Raw genomic sequence first — 17,643 nt, 5'->3', positions numbered from 1 at the left:
GCTTGTTGTGCCTTTCAAAACGCGGTGCAGAGCAGAAGAAGACTTATCTTAAGAAGGGAATTGCCGTCACAGGCTCCCCCGCCCGATGGGCGAGGGAAACCCAAGAGGCTTAAATCGCCCAGCCGCCGGCGTAGAACGCCACCAGCGCCACGGCGATCAGCACGGTGCCGATGTTCAGCTTGCGCCATTCGCCGGAGAAGATGCGGCCGATGACCAGCGAGCTGAAGCCCAGCATGATGCCGGTGACGATGTTGCAGGTCAGCACGATGAACACGGCGCACAGCAGGCCGGCCATCGCGTCGACGAAGTCGTTGAAGTCCAGCTTGGTGACGTTGCTCAGCATCAACAGGCCGACGTACATCAGCGCCGGCGCGGTGGCGTAGACCGGCACCAGATAGGCCAGCGGCGACAGGAACAGGATCAGCAGGAACAGAACGCCGACCACGGTGGCGGTCAGGCCGGTCTTGCCGCCCGCGGCGGTGCCGGCGGCGGACTCGATGTAGACCGCGGCGGGCGCGGCGCCCACCAGCCCGGAGAAGATGCTGCTCAGGGAGTCTGAGGTCAGCGCCTTGCCGCCGTTGATGATCTGGCCGTCTTTGTCCAGCAGGTTGGCCTGCCCGGCTACCGCGCGGATGGTGCCGGTGGCGTCGAACACCGCGGTCATCACCAGCGCCAGCACGCTCGGCAACACCACCGGCTGCAATGCGCCCATGATATCCAGGCTGAAGATCAACGATTTGCCGTCAGCGTCCGCCAGGCTCGGCATGGCGAACAGCCCCTGATATTTCACCGCCGGGTCGAAGATCAGGCCGATGATGGAAATGGCGATGATCACCAGCAGAATGCCGCCGGGCACGCGCAGTTTCTCCAGGCCGAAGATCACCGCCAGGCCGACCAGCGTCATGACGACCGGGAAAGAGGTGAACGCGCCGAGCGCCACCGGCAAGCCATCCAGCGGGTTCTTCACCACCAGGCCGACGCCGTTGGCGGCGATCAGCAGCAGGAACAGCCCGATGCCGATGCCGGTGCCGTGCGCCACGCCCATCGGCAGGTTGCGCAGGATCCAGGCGCGGATGCCGGTGACCGAGATGACGGTGAACAGCACGCCCATCAGGAACACCGCGCCCAGCGCCACCGGAATGCTGATATGTTGGCCGAGCACCAGGCTGAAAGCGGTAAAGGCGGTCAACGAGATCGCACAGCCGATGGCCATCGGCAGGTTAGCCCACAGCCCCATCAGCAGCGAGCCCAGACCGGCCACCAGACAGGTGGAAACGAACACCGCCGCCGGCGGGAAGCCCGCTTTGCCCAGCATGCTCGGCACCACGATCACCGAGTACACCATCGCCAGGAAGGTGGTCAGCCCCGCCACCACCTCCTGACGCACGCTGCTGCCGCGCGCGGAAATTTTAAAATAGCCATCAAGCCCGCCGGTTGGTTTTGCGGCGTGGTTCGCTTGAGAGTTCGACATAGGTTACTTCCCCTGTGTTTCATGAATCGGCCCGTCGCAGCAGGCCTGTAATCTCGCCCGCGCCTGATCGTCACGTAATCGTTTACGTCACGTTCCGCTTCCTTGCCCTTCCGTCGCACCGCCAACGGCGATGCGCACCAAGGCAAACGTTTAACTCGCAGCGCGCGGTACGGGTGATTTATGGTGGTTTATTCAAGGCAAACGATTATCCTGCCTTCCCTAGCGTCTAATCAACTAAAGATCGCGGCAATTTATGCAGAAAGCGGCGGGAAGGGCTTCTGCGCGAAAAGACGGGGCGATCCTGCGCCCCTGCCAGCCTGTTTCACGGCGATCTTATTGCGCCTGCACCGCTGCGGGATCCATATACATCAACTCCCAGATATGGCCGTCCAGGTCCTGAAATCCGTGGCCGTACATCACGCCATAGTCCCGCGGCGGATGATAGGTATTGCCGCCGCCGGCGATCGCCTTGCGCACCAGTTCGTCCACCGCCGCCCGGCTGGGTTGCGACAGGCACACCAACACTTCGGTGGCCTGTTTGGCGTCGCCGATCGGGTTCGGGGTAAACATCCTGAATTTGTCGTGGGTCAGCAGCATCACGTAAATCGTGTCGCTGACCACCATGCAGGCGGCGGTATCGTCGGTAAATTGCGGATTGAAACTGAAGCCGAGCTGGGTGAAAAACGCCATTGAGGCGGGCAGATCGCGTACGGGCAGATTTACGAAGATTTGCGTAGCCATGGGCTACCTCCGATGAAGAATGACCCCATCGAGTATAGCCCATCCGCTTAACTCAGCAGGTCGTAAGGGCCGCCCTGTTCCAGCGCCCGCTGGTAAGCGGGCCGGGCGTGGATGCGCTGCAGGAAGCCGCGCAGTTTCGGGCAATTGTCCAACGCGCCGCGCGCCGCCATCGCCTCGAGCGGGAAGCTCATCTGTATGTCCGCCGCGCTGAAATCGTTGCCGACGAACCAGCTGCCCTTGTTCAGGTGCTGTTCGAGATACTCGCAGTGCGGCGCGATCTGTTTGTCGAGGTATTCGCGCTGTACGCCCTTGCCGATCGCGCCCGCCACCGGCCGCAGCAGCCAGGGGATCGGCGGCTGGCCGAGACGGCTGAACACCAGCTTCATCACCAACAGCGGCATCAGCGATCCCTCAGCGTAGTGCAACCAGTAGCGGTATTGCTGGCGCGCGTGGAAGTCCGTCGGCATAAACATGCCCTGTGCGTCGTAGGCTTCCTGCAAGTATTCGATAATGGCGCCGGATTCCGCCAGCGTCAGATCGCCATCGACGATCACCGGCGATTTGCCCAGCGGGTGGATCTTTTTCAGCGCCGGCGGCGCCAGCAGAGTGTGCGGATCGCGCTCGTAGCGTTGCACCTGATAGGGCACGCCCAGCTCTTCCAAAAACCACAGAATGCGCTGCGACCGCGAGTGATTGAGATGATGAACAATGATCATGATGACACTCCTGTCCGCTGCCACACCAGTTCGCCGATCTGCACGCCGTTGCCGAGCTGCAGCGGCACCGTGCGCAACGTCAGCCGATCGGCGTTAAAGGCGTAAAAGCGCACCTGACGGCTGCCTATCCAATTGGGGAACGAGCAGCCTTCAACCTGATGCACCACCCGTTGCTCGCTTTCTTCCACCTGATAACGGCCGAAATAGCAAATCATATTGATGAAGGCGGCATGGATCTCCCGCTCGGATCCCTGCGCCAAATCGTCGGCGACGAAACGCGGCCGCACGGCGCTGTATAGCTGCGCCGCCATCGTGCCGTTGGCCTCATAGTGGATGCGCCCCAACACCTGCTCGCCCAGCGGGTAATTCAGCTCGCCGTTCTGGTTTTTGAACGCCGACGACACCAACGCCCAGCTGCCGATAAACGCGTTTACCGTCATGACGCTTCTCCAGTTAAGGATCGTCTGTAAAGGGTAGTGGCAATTTTTGCCGCACGCCAACGGCTGAAAAACCGTCAATTTATTTGACAGAGATACTCAAAACTCTCCGATTTTTTATTCACACCTGGTGCACTAGTATTTAACACATCGAGAGACAACGCGCTCTCACCTAATAAATACTCTGAGGAATACATCATGAAAAACGTCAAAATTTTTGCTACCGCTGCACTGCTGGCTACCGCTTCTTTCGCTACCTTCGCCGCTGACCTGCCAACCAGCCAGCCAGCCGCAGACGCGCAGAAAATCGGCGTAGTCACCGTGAGCGGCGCCGCCAACCTGAGCGCGCTGGAAAGCGAACTGGCCAGCAAAGCCGCCGCGTCGGGCGCCAGTTCCTACCGCATCGTCGCCGCCGGCGGCCAAAACAAACTGTACGGCACCGCAGAAATCTTCAACTGATCGTCGGACAGCCAATCGACGGAAGAAAGAAGCCCCGCAAGGGGCTTTTCTCGTTTCAGGCGGTCAGAGCTCTTTGTGGACAGTGATCGCCATTCATTTCACCCATACTGAATGACAGCGCAAAACCCTCACCCACTTTGGAGAAATAGCATGACGACAGCACAACCTCTGCAAGGCAAAGTCGCATTCGTTCAGGGCGGCTCCCGCGGCATCGGCGCCGCCATCGTGAAACGGTTAGCGAACGAAGGCGCCGCCGTCGCCTTTACCTACGCCGCCTCGGCCGATCGCGCAGAAGCGGTGGCGAGCGCCGTGACCGCCGCCGGTGGCAAAGCCCTCGCCATCAAGGCCGACAGCGCCGATGCTGCGGCGCTGCAGCAGGCGGTTCGCCAGGCGGTGAGCCACTTCGGCAACCTGGATATTCTGGTGAACAACGCCGGGGTATTTACGCTGGGCGGCACCGAGGAACTGGCGCTGGACGACCTGGATCGCATGCTGGCGGTCAACGTGCGCAGCGTATTCGTCGCCAGCCAGGAGGCAGCGCGCCACATGAACGACGGCGGCCGTATCATCCACATCGGCAGCACCAACGCCGAGCGCGTGCCGTTCGGCGGCGCGGCGGTGTATGCGATGAGCAAATCGGCGCTGGTCGGGTTGACCAAGGGCATGGCGCGCGATCTCGGCCCACGCGGCATCACCGTCAATAACGTGCAGCCCGGCCCGGTGGACACCGAAATGAACCCGGACGCCGGCGAGTTCGCCGATCAGCTCAAGCAGCTGATGGCGATCGGCCGCTACGGCAAAGATGAAGAGATCGCCGGTTTTGTCGCTTACCTGGCCGGCCCGCAGGCGGGTTATATCACCGGCGCCAGCCTGAGCATCGACGGCGGCTTCTCGGCGTAACCGTCCCTAAAATGCAAAAAGCCCCGTGAAGGGGCTTTTTTATTGGCTGCAAACGGCCGGAGATCAGAACGGAATATCGTCGTCGAAATCCATTGGCGGTTCGTTGCTGGTCGCCGGAGCGCTGTTCTGCGCCGGACGAGACTGCTGCTGGCCGCCGCTGAACTGGTTGCCGCCCTGTGGCTGCTGAGGCTGGCCCCAACCGCCCTGGCCACCGGCAGATTGACCGGCCGGTGCGCCGCCGCCCTGACGGCCGCCCAGCATCTGCATGGTGCCGCCGACGTTAACCACGATCTCGGTGGTGTAGCGATCCTGGCCGCTCTGATCCTGCCATTTACGGGTCTGCAGGGAGCCTTCGATATAGACCTGAGAGCCTTTGCGCAGGTATTCGCCCGCCACTTCAGCCAGTTTGCCGAACAGCACGACGCGGTGCCACTCGGTCTTCTCTTTCTGTTCGCCGGTCGCTTTGTCACGCCAGCTTTCGGAGGTCGCCAGGGTAATGTTGGCCACTGCGCCGCCGTTCGGCATGTAACGGACTTCTGGATCCTGACCCAGATTCCCGACCAGAATTACTTTGTTTACGCCTCTGCTGGCCATGAGCACTTCTCCCGATGATTGATTTCTACACAGTATAAACGCGTCAGTTTACCACGCTGAGTACGAAACCACACCCGTGTTGATAAGTGCGAATTGCATTCCAGAATTGTCTTTCCAATCGACCTTATTGCATTCGCATACTGGATATCCATTCAGGTTTTTTTGTGTCATAATTATGCGTTTCGACCTGGCTGTGCCGGTTTTTTGCGAGATCCATCACAAAATCCCCCGCAAAAATCGCGACAGGCGCGGTGTATCATCAAGACGGGAAGTGTAAATGGACAATATCGAAGTTCGTGGTGCTCGAACCCATAATCTGAAAAACATCAACCTGATCATCCCGCGTGACAAACTGATCGTCGTCACCGGCCTGTCCGGTTCCGGCAAGTCTTCGCTGGCTTTCGATACGCTGTATGCCGAAGGGCAGCGGCGCTATGTCGAATCACTCTCCGCCTATGCGCGCCAGTTCCTGTCGCTGATGGAAAAACCGGACGTCGACCATATTGAAGGTCTGTCGCCGGCGATTTCCATCGAGCAGAAATCCACCTCGCACAACCCGCGATCCACGGTCGGCACCATCACCGAGATCCACGACTACCTGCGCCTGCTGTTCGCCCGCGTCGGCGAGCCGCGTTGCCCGGATCACCATGTGCCGCTGGCGGCGCAAACCGTCAGCCAGATGGTCGACAACGTGCTGAGCCAGCCGGAAGGCAAGCGCCTGATGCTGCTGGCGCCGGTGGTGAAAGATCGCAAGGGCGAACACACCAAAACGCTGGAAAACCTGGCCGCTCAGGGCTATATCCGCGCGCGCATCGACGGTGAAGTGTGCGATCTGTCCGATCCGCCGAAGCTGGAGCTGCAGAAAAAACACACCATCGAGGTGGTGGTCGACCGTTTCAAGGTGCGCGACGACATGGCGCAGCGCCTGGCCGAATCGTTCGAAACCGCGCTGGAGCTCTCGGGCGGCACCGCGGTGGTGGCGGACATGGACGACGAAAAAGCGGACGAGCTGCTGTTCTCCGCCAACTTCGCCTGCCCGATCTGCGGCTACAGCATGCGCGAACTGGAACCGCGCCTGTTTTCCTTCAACAACCCGGCCGGCGCCTGCCCGACCTGCGACGGCCTGGGCGTGCAACAGTTCTTCGATCCGGATCGCGTGGTGCAAAACCCCGAGCTGTCGCTGGCCGGCGGCGCGATCCGCGGCTGGGATCGCCGCAACTTCTATTACTTCCAGATGCTGCGCTCGCTGGCGGAGCACTATGAGTTCGACGTCGAAGCCCCGTTCAACACCCTGAGCGCCAACGTGCAGAAGGCGGTGCTGAGCGGCTCCGGCAAAGAGTCGATAGAATTCAAATACATCAACGATCGCGGTGACACCACCGTGCGCCGCCATCCGTTCGAAGGCGTGCTGCACAACATGGAGCGCCGCTATAAAGAGACCGAGTCCAGCGCGGTGCGCGAAGAGCTGGCGAAGTTCATCAGCAACCGCCCTTGCGCCTCGTGCCACGGCACCCGCCTGCGTGAAGAGGCGCGCAACGTGTTCGTCGAAGACACCACGCTGCCGGAGATCTCCGATCTGAGCATCGGCCATGCGATGACGTTCTTCCAGAACATGAAGCTCAGCGGCCAGCGCGCCAAGATCGCCGAGAAAGTGCTGAAAGAGATCGGCGATCGCCTGAAGTTCCTGGTGAACGTCGGCCTGAACTACCTGTCGCTGTCCCGGTCGGCGGAAACGCTCTCCGGCGGCGAAGCGCAGCGTATCCGCTTGGCCAGCCAGATCGGCGCCGGTTTGGTGGGCGTGATGTACGTGCTGGATGAGCCGTCGATCGGCCTGCACCAGCGCGACAACGAGCGCCTGCTGGAAACGCTGATCCACCTGCGCAACCTCGGCAACACGGTGATCGTGGTGGAGCATGACGAAGACGCCATCCGCGCCGCCGACCACGTGATCGACATCGGCCCCGGCGCCGGCGTGCACGGCGGCCAGGTGGTGGCGGAAGGCACCGTCGATGACATCATGGCGCAGCCGGAATCGCTGACCGGCCAGTTCCTCAGCGGCAAACGCGAGATCGCCATCCCGGCGCAGCGCGTGCAGGCCGATCCGACCAAGGTGCTGAAGCTGAGCGGCGCGCGCGGCAACAACCTGAAGGACGTGACGCTGACGCTGCCGGTCGGTCTGTTTACCTGCATCACCGGCGTGTCCGGCTCCGGCAAGTCGACGCTGATCAACGATACGCTGTTCCCGATCGCCCAGCGCCAGCTTAACGGCGCCACCATCGCCGAGCCCGCGCCGTTCCGCGAAGTGACCGGCCTGGAACATTTCGACAAGGTGATCGATATCGATCAGAGCCCGATCGGCCGCACGCCGCGCTCCAACCCGGCCACTTACACCGGCATCTTCACCCCGGTGCGCGAGCTGTTCGCCGGCGTGCCGGAGTCGCGCAGCCGCGGCTATACGCCGGGCCGCTTCAGCTTCAACGTCAAGGGCGGGCGCTGTGAAGCCTGCCAGGGCGACGGGGTGATCAAGGTCGAGATGCACTTCCTACCGGACATCTACGTCCCGTGCGACCAGTGCAAAGGCAAACGCTATAACCGCGAAACGCTGGAAGTGAAGTACAAAGGCAAGAGCATCCACGAAGTGCTGGAGATGACCATCGAAGAAGCGCGCGATTTCTTCGACGCGGTGCCGGCGCTGGCGCGCAAGCTGCAAACCCTGATGGATGTCGGCCTGTCCTACATCCGCCTCGGCCAGTCGGCCACCACGCTCTCCGGCGGTGAGGCGCAGCGCGTCAAGCTGGCGCGCGAGCTGTCGAAACGCGGCACCGGCCAGACGCTGTATATTCTCGACGAGCCGACCACCGGTCTGCACTTCGCCGATATCCAACAGCTGTTGGCGGTACTGCATCAGCTGCGCGATCAGGGCAATACCATCGTGGTCATCGAGCATAACCTGGACGTGATCAAAACCGCCGACTGGATCGTCGATCTGGGGCCGGAAGGCGGCAGCGGCGGCGGCGAGATCCTAGTCGCCGGCACGCCGGAAACGGTCGCCGAGTGTGAAAAATCGCACACCGCGCGCTTCCTGAAACCGCTGTTGGAAAAATAACGGCGGGTTATCCCTCTCAACGAGGCGGAATAGGCCGCCTCGTTGAGAAATCAACCTATCCCTTTCTGAAAAACATTAAATACTCTTCTCTGCATCATGCCTTTAAAAACAGGCGCTTTGAGCCCTGCCAATAATAAACTCGCCCAATCATGCCACTCGTTTGGCTGTTGTTTATTCCCCATGCGTTTCACTGTTGCGGTGAAATAACGCCAATGGCGCACCGTCGTCTGCCAATTAATCAATATAAACATGGCGTTTATCAATAAGCCGTCATTTAAACGCGTGCCTGCGGGCCGTTTATTCAATGGGATGATATAAAGGTGTTTAACGTGGATAATAAACTGGGTACCTCTGCCGCCGCCCTGCTCTTTCTTTTTCCCCTCGCCAGTCAGGCGCAGGACGGCGAAGCGTCTTTAACGCTCGCCGGCGGCCTCGCCGTCGCTCCCACCTATGAAGGCTCGTCTTTTTACAGCATTGAACCGCTGTATCAGGTGAATGCCGGCTATCAAAACGCCAGCTGGGGAGAATTCAGCGCGGGCAGCGAAGGGGCGCGCTGGCAATTCCCCATCGCCGGGCCCGTCGGCATCGCGTTATTGCTCAACTATGACGCCGGCCGTGACGAGGAAATCAAAACCTTGCGCGGGCGCAACACCCGACTCAAGGGCATGGGCAAGCTGGGTGGCGCACTGGAGGCCGGCGCTGAGCTGAGCTACCAACTCGACCCCTTCCGCGCCTATGTCAAAGGGATGCAGGCGACGCGCAAACGCAGCTACGGCGGGGAAGAACTGGGCCACACCGCCTATGTGGAAAGCGGACTGACCGGGCAATATCCGCTCAGCGAACAGCTGACGCTTATCGGCAATCTCTCCACCACCTGGGCCAACAGCGGCTATCAGCGCGGCTATTTCGGCGTGACGTCGCAGCAGGCGCAGCACAGCGCCTTCAGCGCGTATCGGCCGGGCAGCGGCTTCAAGGACGCGACGCTCACCGCCGCGCTCAACTACCAATGGCGACAGAACGTGGCCTTCCAGGCCGGGGTCGGCGTAACGCGCCTGCTGGGCGACGCGGCCGACAGCCCCATCGTTGAGAAAACCACCTCGGGCATGGCCTTCACCAGCGCCAGCTACAGTTTTTGACGTTTTTGCCTAAGTCTGTGCAGGAAGGGATAAACGCCATGATTAAAAAACGAACTACAGTTTAGCTGAGTGTTAGGTAAACGGATGGATAATTAAACATTCATTATTTACCTGACAATGTCAGGCGTGGCTTTCCCTTATTAAGGATATTTTATGTGTCAACATCATGCGACGGAATGTCGTAATTTCACCGCATTTCGCCACCGCTGGGAAATGCCCATGATCTGGCTATCGGCGATAATTACCTTGTTCGGTTTTTTATTTGGTATCGCCGCCGTCGTGGTAAATACGGATGGAACTGCACTTGGGTTGGGAGACGACGCCAAGGAAACATTGGATACCCTCAGCCTGCTCGCGTTATTACCGCTGATCCCGATCGCTTTCTATATTTACCGTTTCTATCTCGCCGCACAGGCGAAATCCAACGCCTTGCGCATCGGGCCGGCGCAATTTCCGGAACTGTTCGCGCTGTATCAGGATATCGGCCGTCGGCTGGAACTCAAGACGCTGCCCAAGCTTTATCTGACCAACGGCAACGGCGTGGTCAACGCCTTCGCGCTGGAATGCAACCGCCGCCAGCGCTACGTGGTGATCCATGCTGAAATCGCCATGCTGATGCCCACCGCGCCGGAGATCGTGGAGTTCGTGCTGGCCCATGAATTGGCCCATCACAAGCTGCGGCACGTGTCGCTGTGGCGTCTGGCGATCGGCGTCGTGCCGCAGTCGCTGGTGCTGCCCGGCCTGGCGACCACTCGCGCGCAGGAGTATTCCGCCGATCGCGTGGCGCTCGCGGTGTGCCCGAACTACGCCAACACGGTGCGGCTGCTGGCCGTTGGCCCCTGGATGCAGCACGGCGTGAATCCGCAGGCCTGGCTGGAGCAGTGCGAAGAAGAGAACAAGGAGTTGTTTGTTCGCATCAGCAATCTGCTGTCAGACCATGCGGTGATGGTCAAACGCTTCAAGGCGCTCAAAGACATCGAGATGCACGGCTTCGAGCGCCATGGCAGCATGTTTTAATCCGCCCGAGGGCTTACAGCGTTTTCAGCACGCGCGCCGGGTTGCCGCCCACCACGCAGTTGGCCGGCACGTCTTTGGTCACCACCGCGCCGGAGGCCACGACCGCATTATCGCCGATGGTCACGCCCGGATTGATCACCGCGCGCCCGCCGATCCACACGTTGTCGCCAATCTTGACCGGCTTGCCGAACTCCGCGCCGCCGGCGCGGGTCTCGGCGTCCAGCGGATGGGTGGCGGTGTAGATATGCACGCCCGGCGCCAGCAGGCAGTTGTCGCCGATATGCACCTCGCACACGTCGAGGATCACGCAGTCGAAATTGGCGTAGAAGTTCTTGCCGAGATAGATGTTATAGCCGTAGTCGCAGCGGAACGTCGGCTCGATGGCGCCGCCTTGATAGCCGCCCAGCAGCTCGTCCAGCCACTGTTTGCGCAGCTCGCCCTCTTCCGGCGATGAGTGGTTGTAGCGATGCGTTATCTGGCGCGCGCGCCGGCGCTCGTTGCGCAGCAGTTCATCGCCGGCGTCGTACAGTTCTCCGGCGATCATCTTGCGCTTTTCTTCGCTCATGGCCATGTCGGCCTCCTTCATCCACGTTTCTTGAATGCCCAAGCGTAGCCGCTTTAGCCCGGCAATAAAAAGGGAACGTTCCCAATTTAAAGCCCCGATCACGGTTTAACGCGAGCAAGCTGGAGAAAACGGGCGCCGCCGCCGCCCGGCAATCAGGCGCGCAGTTCCTGGCGCACGTGTTCGGGCAGGCCTTCCACCACCAGCTGATAGGAGCTGTCGATCAACGTATAAAACTGCGAGTTCGGCAGGTTGCCGTCGAGAAATACCGTATTCCAGTGCGCCTTGTTCAGGCCGTCGCAGGCGACGATCTCAGGGTGGTGTTCGCGCAGGCTTTCCGCCAGCTCCGGGCTGGACTTGACCGCCAGCGCCGGCCTCCCTTCCACTTCGCACACCATGGCGAACATCACGTCGCCCACCTTGATCTGACTGGCCTGCCACTGGTTCTGGTCGCTTTGCTCCGCGCCCGGCTTCGCCATGCAGTACTCCAGCAATGCGCTGTTATTCATTGGGTTATTCCCCCTGTAATGTGGCCACAATACGGCGTGCTCCGCCGTGGATGCGGTGCTCCCCCAGCCAGATGCCCTGCCATGTGCCCAACATCAGCCGCCCGTGCCTGACGGGCAGCGTCAAGGAAGCGCCCAGCAGCGAGGATTTGATGTGCGCCGGCATGTCGTCCGGCCCTTCGTAGTCATGTTGATAGGGGGCGTTTTCCGGCACCTGACGCAGGAAATGCTGCTCCATATCGGCTCGCACCGTGGGATCGCAGTTCTCGTTGAGCGTCAGCGAGGCCGAGGTATGCTGCAGCAACAGATGCAGCAGGCCGGTTTGCAGGCGGTGTAAGTGGGTTAACTGGTTGGTGATCTCGTCGGTAACCAGATGAAAGCCACGCGCTTTTGCGCTGAGGATTAGCGTTTGCTGATGCCACATGAGTGAGCGCCTCTCAATCAGTATATTCTCTCTCCGGTTTGCGGCAACTTCGGCGGCGCGCCGGCAATAAAAAAGGAGCGATATCGCTATCGCTCCCGATGAACGTCCGTTCAGACTAACAGGCGTTACTGCACCGCAGCAAACGCCTCGGCTACCTGACGCACGTTGTCGTGGTTCAGGCCGGCCACGCACATGCGGCCGCTATGGATCAGGTAGACGCCGAACTCTTCGCGCAGGCGATCGACCTGCGCCGCGCTGAAGCCGGTGTAGCTGAACATGCCGCGCTGCGCCAGCAGGTAATCGAAGTTGCGCTGCGGCAGCGCGCTCTTCAGGGTGTCCACCAACGCGTGGCGCATTTCGAGAATGCGGGTGCGCATGCTTTCCACTTCATTGAGCCACTGGGTTTTCAGCTCTGCGTCGTTCAGCACTTTAGCCACCAGCTGCGCGCCGAAGTTCGGCGGGCTCGAGTAGTTGCGGCGCACGGTCGCCTTCAGCTGGCCCAGCACGCGCCCGGCCGCTTCTTCGCTTTCACACACCACCGACAGGCCGCCGACGCGCTCGCCGTACAGCGAGAAGATCTTCGAGAACGAGTTGCTCACCAGGCACGGCAAGCCGGCCGCCGCAATGGCGCGAATAGCGTAGACGTCCTGCTCCATACCGCCGCCGAAGCCCTGATAGGCGATGTCGAGGAACGGAATGATCTCACGATCGGCGATCACCTTGATCACTTCGTCCCACTGGGCGGGGGTCAGATCTGAGCCGGTCGGGTTGTGACAGCACGGATGCAGCAGCGCGATGCTGTGCTTCGGCAGCTGTTTCAGCGCAGCCAGCATGGCGTCGAACTTCACGCCCAGGCTTTCGCCGTCAAAATACGGATAGGTATTCACCTTGAAACCGGCGCCGCTGAAGATGGCGACGTGGTTTTCCCAGGTGGGATCGCTGACCCACACCTGCGAATTCGGGAAGTAGCTTTTCAGGAAGTCGGCACCCACTTTCAGCGCGCCGGAACCGCCGACGGTCTGAATGGTGGCGATGCGCCCCTGCTGCAGCATCGGGTGCTGATCGCCGAACAGCAAATGCTGGATGGCGGTGCGGTAGGATTGCAGCCCTTCCATCGGCAGGTATACCGAGGCGCCGTGCTCGACGCTGTTCAACTGCGCTTGCGCCGCGGCGACCGCACGCATCTGCGGAATAGCGCCCTGCGCATCGTAGTACAGGCCAATGCTCAGGTTCACCTTGTGCGCGCGCGGGTCTTGTTTGAATTTTTCCATCAGCGACAGAATGGGATCGCCGGCATAGGCGTCAACGTTCTGGAACACGTTTTTTTCTCCTGGTTTATTTATTGTGGTTTGGGCACAGCGTTACGTTCCTAATATAGACGGAAAAGCGTATTCGGTTTCAGCTTTCTCGCGTCACCGGCAACAAACCGTTTTCCTTGATGCGATTGAGCACCACCGCCGTTTTGATATGCGCCACGCTTTTGTGCGGCGACAGCGTCTGGCTGATGAACTCGCTCAGCGCCGGCAGGTCCGCCACCGCCACTTTCAGCAGGTAATCGGCGTCGCCGGTGGTCTTGTAAGCGTCTAGGATCGCGTCCACGTCCTCCAGCATCTGATGAAAGCTATCGATCTGCTCCTGAGCGTGCGTGATCAGGCTGACTTCAATCAGCCCCACCAGCCCCAGGCCGACCGCCTCCGGCGCCAGCCGCGCGTGGTAGCCGCGGATCAGCTGCGCCTGCTCCAGGCTGATGCGCCGCCGTGAACACTGGGAAGCGGAAAGCCCCACCAGTTCGCTCAGCTCCTGATTGGTCAAACGGCCGTTGGCCTGTAACAGCGTCAGGATTTTCATATCAAAATCGTCAATGTTGTACATAGCCACCTGTAAACTGTGTTAATAAATGTTGACGTTACAGCCTACCAGTTTTTTTACCGTTGCCGACGTCACACCCTGGCGCTTAAATCGCGTACAGCAGCAACGCCCGGCGTTTTCGCCGGTAAGCGGCATAAAAAACGGCTAACTCATGCAGGCAAACGACAATTAACGGCGAAGTAACGCATAAAACCACGAATGTATAAAAAGGACGCCAGATGAAAAAGTTACTCCCTCTCGCGCTGCTGCTCGCCGCCGGCAGCGCCGGCGCGCAATCCCACCTGGATAAGGTGCTGCAGCAAAAGACCCTGGAGGTCTGCACCACCGGCGACTACAAGCCCTACACCTTCCTCAAGGAAGACGGCAGCTATGAAGGCATCGATATCGACATGGCGGAATCGCTGGCGAAGAGCCTGGGCGCCAAGGTGAAGTGGGTGAAAACCAGTTGGAAAACCCTGACGCCAGACTTTACCTCCGGCAAGTGCGACATCGCCATGGGCGGTATCTCCGTCACGCTGGAGCGACAAAAACAGGTGTTCTTCGCCGACAAGCTGGATACCGACGGCAAAATTCCGCTGGTGCGCTGCACCGACGTGAAGAAATACCGCACGATAGAACAGATCAACAAACCGTCGGTGCGTCTGCTGGAACCGGCGGGCGGCACCAACGAAGCCTTTGTGCACGCCTATCTGCCAAAAGCCAAGCTGACGCTGACGCACGACAACATGAGCATTTTCCAGCAGTTGGTGGATCGCAAGGCGGACGTGATGATCACCGACGCCTCCGAGGCGCTGTACCAGCAGAAGCGCTATCCGAAGCTGTGCGCGGTGAATCCGACCAAACCGATGCAGTACGGCGAAAAGGCTTACATGCTGCCGCGCGACGATCTGAGCTGGAAACTGTATGTGGATCAGTGGCTGCACCTGGCCAAGGCGACCGGCGAGTATCAGAAGGTTATCGACAAGTGGTTGGCGGTAAAGAAGTAACCCGCTGAGAAACGGGGCCGACGCGCGTCGGCCCCTGCGGCGTATCAGTCGCCGATGTATTCCATCGCCACGCGCTGTGTGAGCTTGGTGATCAGTTCATAAGCGCTGATACCGGTACAGGCGGCGATGCGCTCGACCGGCAACGCCGGCCCCCACAGCACCGCTTCATCCCCCACCTTATCGGCGGCGTCCGGCCCGAGATCGACCGAAATCATGTCCATCGACACCCGGCCGACGATCGGCACTTCGCGGCCGTTGATCAGGATCGGCGTGCCGGTCGGCGCGCTGCGCGGGTAGCCGTCGCCGTACCCCATCGCCACCACGCCAAGGCGAGTATCGCGCGGGCTGATCCAGGTGCCGCCATAGCCCACCGCTTCACCAGCCTTGTGCTCGCGCACCGCGATCAGGCTGGATTTCAGCGTCATCGCCGGCTGCAGACCATGCTCGGCGCCGCTGCCGCTATCCAACGGCGACACACCGTACAGAATGATGCCGGGGCGCACCCACTCATTGTGAGCGTCCGGCCACAGCAGCGTGCCGCCGGACGCGGCGACCGAGCGCTGGCCCGGTTTACCGCGCGCGAACTGCTCAAAGCAGGCGATCTGTTTCAGCGTGGCGTCGGATCCCGGCTCGTCGGCGCGGCTGAAGTGACTCATGATATTGACCGGCTGCGCCACGTTGCGGCAGGCGCACAGGCGCTGATAAAACGCCTCCGCGTATTCGGGACGCACCCCCAGCCGATGCATGCCGGTATCGAGCTTCATCCACACCGGCACCGGGCGTGCCAGCTCGGCCTGCTCCAGCGCCTCGAGCTGTTCGATGCTGTGCACCGCGGTTTCGATGTTGTTCGCCACCAGCACCGGCAGGTCTTCGGCGCTGAAGAAGCCTTCCAGCAACAGGATCGGCTTGACGATGCCGCCGGAGCGCAGCATCAGCGCCTCGCCGATGCGCGCTACGCCGTAGCAGTCGGCGTCTTGCAGGGTGTGTGCTGTTTCCAGCAGGCCATGTCCATAAGCGTTTGCTTTCACAACGGCAATCAGGCGGCTTTGCGGCGCCTGGCGGCGCACCTGTTGCAGATTATGTCGCAGAGCGCGGCGGTCGATTACAGCGGTTGCCGCTTTCATTTCAGTTCCTTAGCTGATTATTCGTCATCGTATTGTGGCCCCGCGTAGTTGTCGAAACGCGACCACTGGCCGTTAAAGGTAAGGCGCACGGTGCCGATTGGGCCGTTACGCTGCTTACCGATAATAATTTCCGCGATCCCTTTCAGATCGCTGTTCTCGTGATACACCTCATCACGATAGATGAACATAATCAGGTCGGCGTCCTGCTCGATGGAGCCGGATTCACGCAGGTCGGAGTTGACCGGGCGTTTGTCGGCGCGCTGCTCCAGGCTTCGGTTCAGCTGCGACAGCGCCACCACCGGCACCTGCAGCTCTTTCGCCAGCGCCTTCAGCGAGCGCGAAATCTCGGCGATCTCCAGCGTACGGTTGTCGGACAAGGCCGGCACGCGCATCAGCTGCAGGTAGTCGATCATGATCAGGCTAAGCCCGTCGTGTTCACGGAAAATGCGCCGCGCGCGCGAGCGCACCTCGGTCGGCGTCAGGCCGGAGGAGTCGTCGATGTACATGTTGCGCTTCTCCAGCAGGATGCCCATGGTGCTGGAAATGCGCGCCCAGTCCTCGTCGTCGAGCTGGCCGGTACGGATGCGCGTCTGATCCACGCGCGACAGTGACGCCAGCATACGCATCATGATCTGCTCGCCGGGCATCTCCAGGCTGAAGATCAGCACCGGTTTCTCCTGGGTCATCGCGGCGTTTTCGCACAGGTTCATGGCGAAGGTGGTTTTCCCCATCGATGGACGGGCGGCGACGATGATCAGATCGGACTTTTGCATGCCCGCGGTTTTCTTGTTGAGGTCCTGATAGCCGGTATCTACCCCAGTCACGCCGTCATGCGGCTGCTGATACAGCTGTTCGATGCGCGAGACGGTGTCTTCCAGGATGCGTTCGATGCCCTTCGGGCCCTCGTCTTTGCTGGCGCGGTTCTCGGCGATTTGGAATACGCGGGATTCCGCCAGATCGAGCAGGTCTTCGCTGCTGCGCCCCTGCGGATCGTAGCCGGCGTCGGCGATTTCGTTAGCCACCGAGATCATTTCGCGCACCACCGCGCGCTCGCGTACGATGTCGGCGTAGGCGCCGATGTTGGCGGCGCTCGGGGTGTTTTTCGACAGCTCGGCCAGGTAGGCGAAGCCCCCCACCGAGTCCAGTTCGCCCTTCTGTTCGAGCGATTCGGACAGGGTGATGAGGTCGATAGGCTTGCTCATCTCCAGCAGACGCTGCATCTCGGTAAAGATCAGGCGATGCGGGCGGCTGAAGAAGTCGTTGGCGACCACGCGTTCCGCCACGTTGTCCCAACGCTCGTTATCCAGCATCAAACCGCCCAACACCGACTGTTCTGCCTCCAGCGAGTGCGGCGGCATCTTCAGCCCTTCCATCTGACGATCTCTGGAACGCTCTCTGGTTTCGTCCGCGTTTGTTTTGTTGGTTGGTTTTTTTCCTGCCATGAAACGTAGTCTTTATCCGGTTGCGAATGAAGGATCCTGACGCGAGAGTATACGTGATTTTTGCGTCATAACCGATGCAAAAAAGGTATTGAACCCCGCACGGGCGAACTGGATCTCCGATAATAAAAAGAATAGGGTGAAATCAGACACTCC

General features: G+C 60.5%; 19 protein-coding genes. 6 read left to right on the top strand and 13 right to left on the bottom strand.

Going from position 1 to position 17,643, the window contains the following annotated elements:
- Positions 1 to 109: 109 nt before the first annotated feature.
- The 4 genes from ACJ8PE_RS09845 to ACJ8PE_RS09830 all read right to left on the bottom strand — a co-directional run bounded on the left by ACJ8PE_RS09845 (position 110) and on the right by ACJ8PE_RS09830 (position 3,368).
- The gene (locus ACJ8PE_RS09845; RefSeq protein WP_033644434.1) at positions 110 to 1,471 is read right to left on the bottom strand and encodes an NCS2 family permease; all 1,362 of its coding nucleotides are present in this window, start codon (positions 1,469 to 1,471) and stop codon (positions 110 to 112) included.
- A gap of 333 nt (positions 1,472 to 1,804) precedes the next feature.
- The gene (locus tag ACJ8PE_RS09840; RefSeq protein ID WP_015379207.1) at positions 1,805 to 2,212 is read right to left on the bottom strand and encodes a VOC family protein; all 408 of its coding nucleotides are present in this window, start codon (positions 2,210 to 2,212) and stop codon (positions 1,805 to 1,807) included.
- Positions 2,213 to 2,259: 47 nt separating this feature from the next.
- Positions 2,260 to 2,928: a glutathione S-transferase family protein gene (locus ACJ8PE_RS09835; RefSeq protein WP_033644433.1), complete on the bottom strand. Its 669-nt coding sequence runs from the start codon at positions 2,926 to 2,928 to the stop codon at positions 2,260 to 2,262.
- Entirely contained in the window at positions 2,925 to 3,368 is a 444-nt protein-coding gene (locus tag ACJ8PE_RS09830; protein ID WP_197793785.1) for a lipocalin-like domain-containing protein, read from the bottom strand. Before ACJ8PE_RS09830 ends, ACJ8PE_RS09835 begins: the two co-directional genes overlap by 4 nt.
- 195 nt (positions 3,369 to 3,563) lie before the next feature.
- On the opposite strand from ACJ8PE_RS09830, the gene bhsA reads away from it, so the two are divergent.
- Positions 3,564 to 3,824, top strand: a complete 261-nt coding sequence (bhsA, locus tag ACJ8PE_RS09825) for a multiple stress resistance protein BhsA (protein WP_042785456.1) — start codon at positions 3,564 to 3,566, stop codon at positions 3,822 to 3,824.
- A 150-nt stretch (positions 3,825 to 3,974) separates the two neighbouring features.
- Positions 3,975 to 4,724: a 3-oxoacyl-ACP reductase family protein gene (locus ACJ8PE_RS09820; protein ID WP_046687892.1), complete on the top strand. Its 750-nt coding sequence runs from the start codon at positions 3,975 to 3,977 to the stop codon at positions 4,722 to 4,724.
- A 63-nt stretch (positions 4,725 to 4,787) separates the two neighbouring features.
- On the opposite strand, the gene ssb1 is transcribed toward ACJ8PE_RS09820, so the two are convergent.
- A complete protein-coding gene (gene ssb1, locus ACJ8PE_RS09815) occupies positions 4,788 to 5,318 on the bottom strand; it encodes a single-stranded DNA-binding protein SSB1 (RefSeq protein ID WP_004936793.1) in 531 nt (176 codons plus the stop codon).
- 277 nt (positions 5,319 to 5,595) lie between these two features.
- On the opposite strand from ssb1, the gene uvrA reads away from it, so the two are divergent.
- The gene (gene uvrA, locus ACJ8PE_RS09810; RefSeq protein WP_033644422.1) at positions 5,596 to 8,424 is read left to right on the top strand and encodes an excinuclease ABC subunit UvrA; all 2,829 of its coding nucleotides are present in this window, start codon (positions 5,596 to 5,598) and stop codon (positions 8,422 to 8,424) included.
- A gap of 50 nt (positions 8,425 to 8,474) precedes the next feature.
- Here the strand turns inward: uvrA and ACJ8PE_RS09805 are convergent, their stop codons facing one another.
- Positions 8,475 to 8,675 (bottom strand): hypothetical protein, encoded by a 201-nt coding sequence (locus tag ACJ8PE_RS09805; RefSeq protein ID WP_197793787.1) that lies wholly within the window; start codon positions 8,673 to 8,675, stop codon positions 8,475 to 8,477.
- Between the two features lie 78 nt (positions 8,676 to 8,753).
- Between ACJ8PE_RS09805 and ACJ8PE_RS09800 the strand changes: the two genes are divergently transcribed.
- Entirely contained in the window at positions 8,754 to 9,560 is an 807-nt protein-coding gene (locus ACJ8PE_RS09800; protein ID WP_197793788.1) for a MipA/OmpV family protein, read from the top strand.
- Positions 9,561 to 9,779: 219 nt separating this feature from the next.
- The gene (locus ACJ8PE_RS09795; protein ID WP_158524121.1) at positions 9,780 to 10,577 is read left to right on the top strand and encodes a M48 family metallopeptidase; all 798 of its coding nucleotides are present in this window, start codon (positions 9,780 to 9,782) and stop codon (positions 10,575 to 10,577) included.
- 13 nt (positions 10,578 to 10,590) lie between these two features.
- Here ACJ8PE_RS09795 and maa read toward each other — a convergent pair whose 3' ends face one another.
- The 5 genes from maa to ACJ8PE_RS09770 all read right to left on the bottom strand — a co-directional run bounded on the left by maa (position 10,591) and on the right by ACJ8PE_RS09770 (position 13,941).
- On the bottom strand, positions 10,591 to 11,148 hold the full coding sequence (gene maa / locus ACJ8PE_RS09790; RefSeq protein ID WP_269474278.1) for a maltose O-acetyltransferase: 558 nt from the start codon (positions 11,146 to 11,148) through the stop codon (positions 10,591 to 10,593).
- Positions 11,149 to 11,294: 146 nt separating this feature from the next.
- Positions 11,295 to 11,648, bottom strand: coding sequence for an MmcQ/YjbR family DNA-binding protein (locus ACJ8PE_RS09785; protein ID WP_019453210.1), 354 nt, complete (start codon positions 11,646 to 11,648; stop codon positions 11,295 to 11,297).
- A gap of 4 nt (positions 11,649 to 11,652) precedes the next feature.
- Positions 11,653 to 12,069: a secondary thiamine-phosphate synthase enzyme YjbQ gene (locus tag ACJ8PE_RS09780; RefSeq protein WP_016930264.1), complete on the bottom strand. Its 417-nt coding sequence runs from the start codon at positions 12,067 to 12,069 to the stop codon at positions 11,653 to 11,655.
- 125 nt (positions 12,070 to 12,194) lie between these two features.
- The gene (locus tag ACJ8PE_RS09775; protein WP_197793789.1) at positions 12,195 to 13,388 is read right to left on the bottom strand and encodes an amino acid aminotransferase; all 1,194 of its coding nucleotides are present in this window, start codon (positions 13,386 to 13,388) and stop codon (positions 12,195 to 12,197) included.
- Positions 13,389 to 13,467: 79 nt separating this feature from the next.
- Positions 13,468 to 13,941, bottom strand: a complete 474-nt coding sequence (locus ACJ8PE_RS09770; protein ID WP_025304444.1) for an Lrp/AsnC family transcriptional regulator — start codon at positions 13,939 to 13,941, stop codon at positions 13,468 to 13,470.
- A 215-nt stretch (positions 13,942 to 14,156) separates the two neighbouring features.
- Between ACJ8PE_RS09770 and ACJ8PE_RS09765 the strand changes: the two genes are divergently transcribed.
- Positions 14,157 to 14,924, top strand: coding sequence for a transporter substrate-binding domain-containing protein (locus ACJ8PE_RS09765; protein WP_197759877.1), 768 nt, complete (start codon positions 14,157 to 14,159; stop codon positions 14,922 to 14,924).
- Positions 14,925 to 14,968: 44 nt separating this feature from the next.
- On the opposite strand, the gene alr is transcribed toward ACJ8PE_RS09765, so the two are convergent.
- Both alr and dnaB read right to left on the bottom strand, forming a co-directional pair.
- Positions 14,969 to 16,048: an alanine racemase gene (gene alr, locus ACJ8PE_RS09760; RefSeq protein ID WP_197759876.1), complete on the bottom strand. Its 1,080-nt coding sequence runs from the start codon at positions 16,046 to 16,048 to the stop codon at positions 14,969 to 14,971.
- Between the two features lie 17 nt (positions 16,049 to 16,065).
- On the bottom strand, positions 16,066 to 17,490 hold the full coding sequence (gene dnaB, locus ACJ8PE_RS09755; protein ID WP_025160134.1) for a replicative DNA helicase: 1,425 nt from the start codon (positions 17,488 to 17,490) through the stop codon (positions 16,066 to 16,068).
- Between the last annotated feature and the right edge of the window lie 153 nt (positions 17,491 to 17,643).

The sequence above is a fragment of the Serratia sp. CY74737 genome (assembly GCF_052166775.1).
Classification (GTDB): Bacteria; Pseudomonadota; Gammaproteobacteria; order Enterobacterales; family Enterobacteriaceae; genus Serratia; species Serratia ureilytica.
The sequence above is the reverse complement of the archived record's forward strand: the minus strand, read 5'-3'. Positions and strand labels throughout refer to the sequence as shown.

Excerpts from the sequence above, each read along its gene's own strand:
- ACJ8PE_RS09845 (WP_033644434.1), bottom strand. The coding sequence starts at position 1,471 with ATGTCGAACTCTCAAGCGAACCACGCCGCAAAACCAACCGGCGGGCTT.
- ACJ8PE_RS09840 (WP_015379207.1), bottom strand. The coding sequence starts at position 2,212 with ATGGCTACGCAAATCTTCGTAAATCTGCCCGTACGCGATCTGCCCGCC.
- ACJ8PE_RS09835 (WP_033644433.1), bottom strand. The coding sequence starts at position 2,928 with ATGATCATTGTTCATCATCTCAATCACTCGCGGTCGCAGCGCATTCTG.
- ACJ8PE_RS09830 (WP_197793785.1), bottom strand. The coding sequence starts at position 3,368 with ATGACGGTAAACGCGTTTATCGGCAGCTGGGCGTTGGTGTCGTCGGCG.
- bhsA (WP_042785456.1), top strand. The coding sequence starts at position 3,564 with ATGAAAAACGTCAAAATTTTTGCTACCGCTGCACTGCTGGCTACCGCT.
- ACJ8PE_RS09820 (WP_046687892.1), top strand. The coding sequence starts at position 3,975 with ATGACGACAGCACAACCTCTGCAAGGCAAAGTCGCATTCGTTCAGGGC.
- ssb1 (WP_004936793.1), bottom strand. The coding sequence starts at position 5,318 with ATGGCCAGCAGAGGCGTAAACAAAGTAATTCTGGTCGGGAATCTGGGT.
- uvrA (WP_033644422.1), top strand. The coding sequence starts at position 5,596 with ATGGACAATATCGAAGTTCGTGGTGCTCGAACCCATAATCTGAAAAAC.
- ACJ8PE_RS09805 (WP_197793787.1), bottom strand. The coding sequence starts at position 8,675 with ATGTTTATATTGATTAATTGGCAGACGACGGTGCGCCATTGGCGTTAT.
- ACJ8PE_RS09795 (WP_158524121.1), top strand. The coding sequence starts at position 9,780 with ATGATCTGGCTATCGGCGATAATTACCTTGTTCGGTTTTTTATTTGGT.
- maa (WP_269474278.1), bottom strand. The coding sequence starts at position 11,148 with ATGGCCATGAGCGAAGAAAAGCGCAAGATGATCGCCGGAGAACTGTAC.
- ACJ8PE_RS09785 (WP_019453210.1), bottom strand. The coding sequence starts at position 11,648 with ATGAATAACAGCGCATTGCTGGAGTACTGCATGGCGAAGCCGGGCGCG.
- ACJ8PE_RS09780 (WP_016930264.1), bottom strand. The coding sequence starts at position 12,069 with ATGTGGCATCAGCAAACGCTAATCCTCAGCGCAAAAGCGCGTGGCTTT.
- ACJ8PE_RS09770 (WP_025304444.1), bottom strand. The coding sequence starts at position 13,941 with ATGTACAACATTGACGATTTTGATATGAAAATCCTGACGCTGTTACAG.
- ACJ8PE_RS09765 (WP_197759877.1), top strand. The coding sequence starts at position 14,157 with ATGAAAAAGTTACTCCCTCTCGCGCTGCTGCTCGCCGCCGGCAGCGCC.
- alr (WP_197759876.1), bottom strand. The coding sequence starts at position 16,048 with ATGAAAGCGGCAACCGCTGTAATCGACCGCCGCGCTCTGCGACATAAT.
- dnaB (WP_025160134.1), bottom strand. The coding sequence starts at position 17,490 with ATGGCAGGAAAAAAACCAACCAACAAAACAAACGCGGACGAAACCAGA.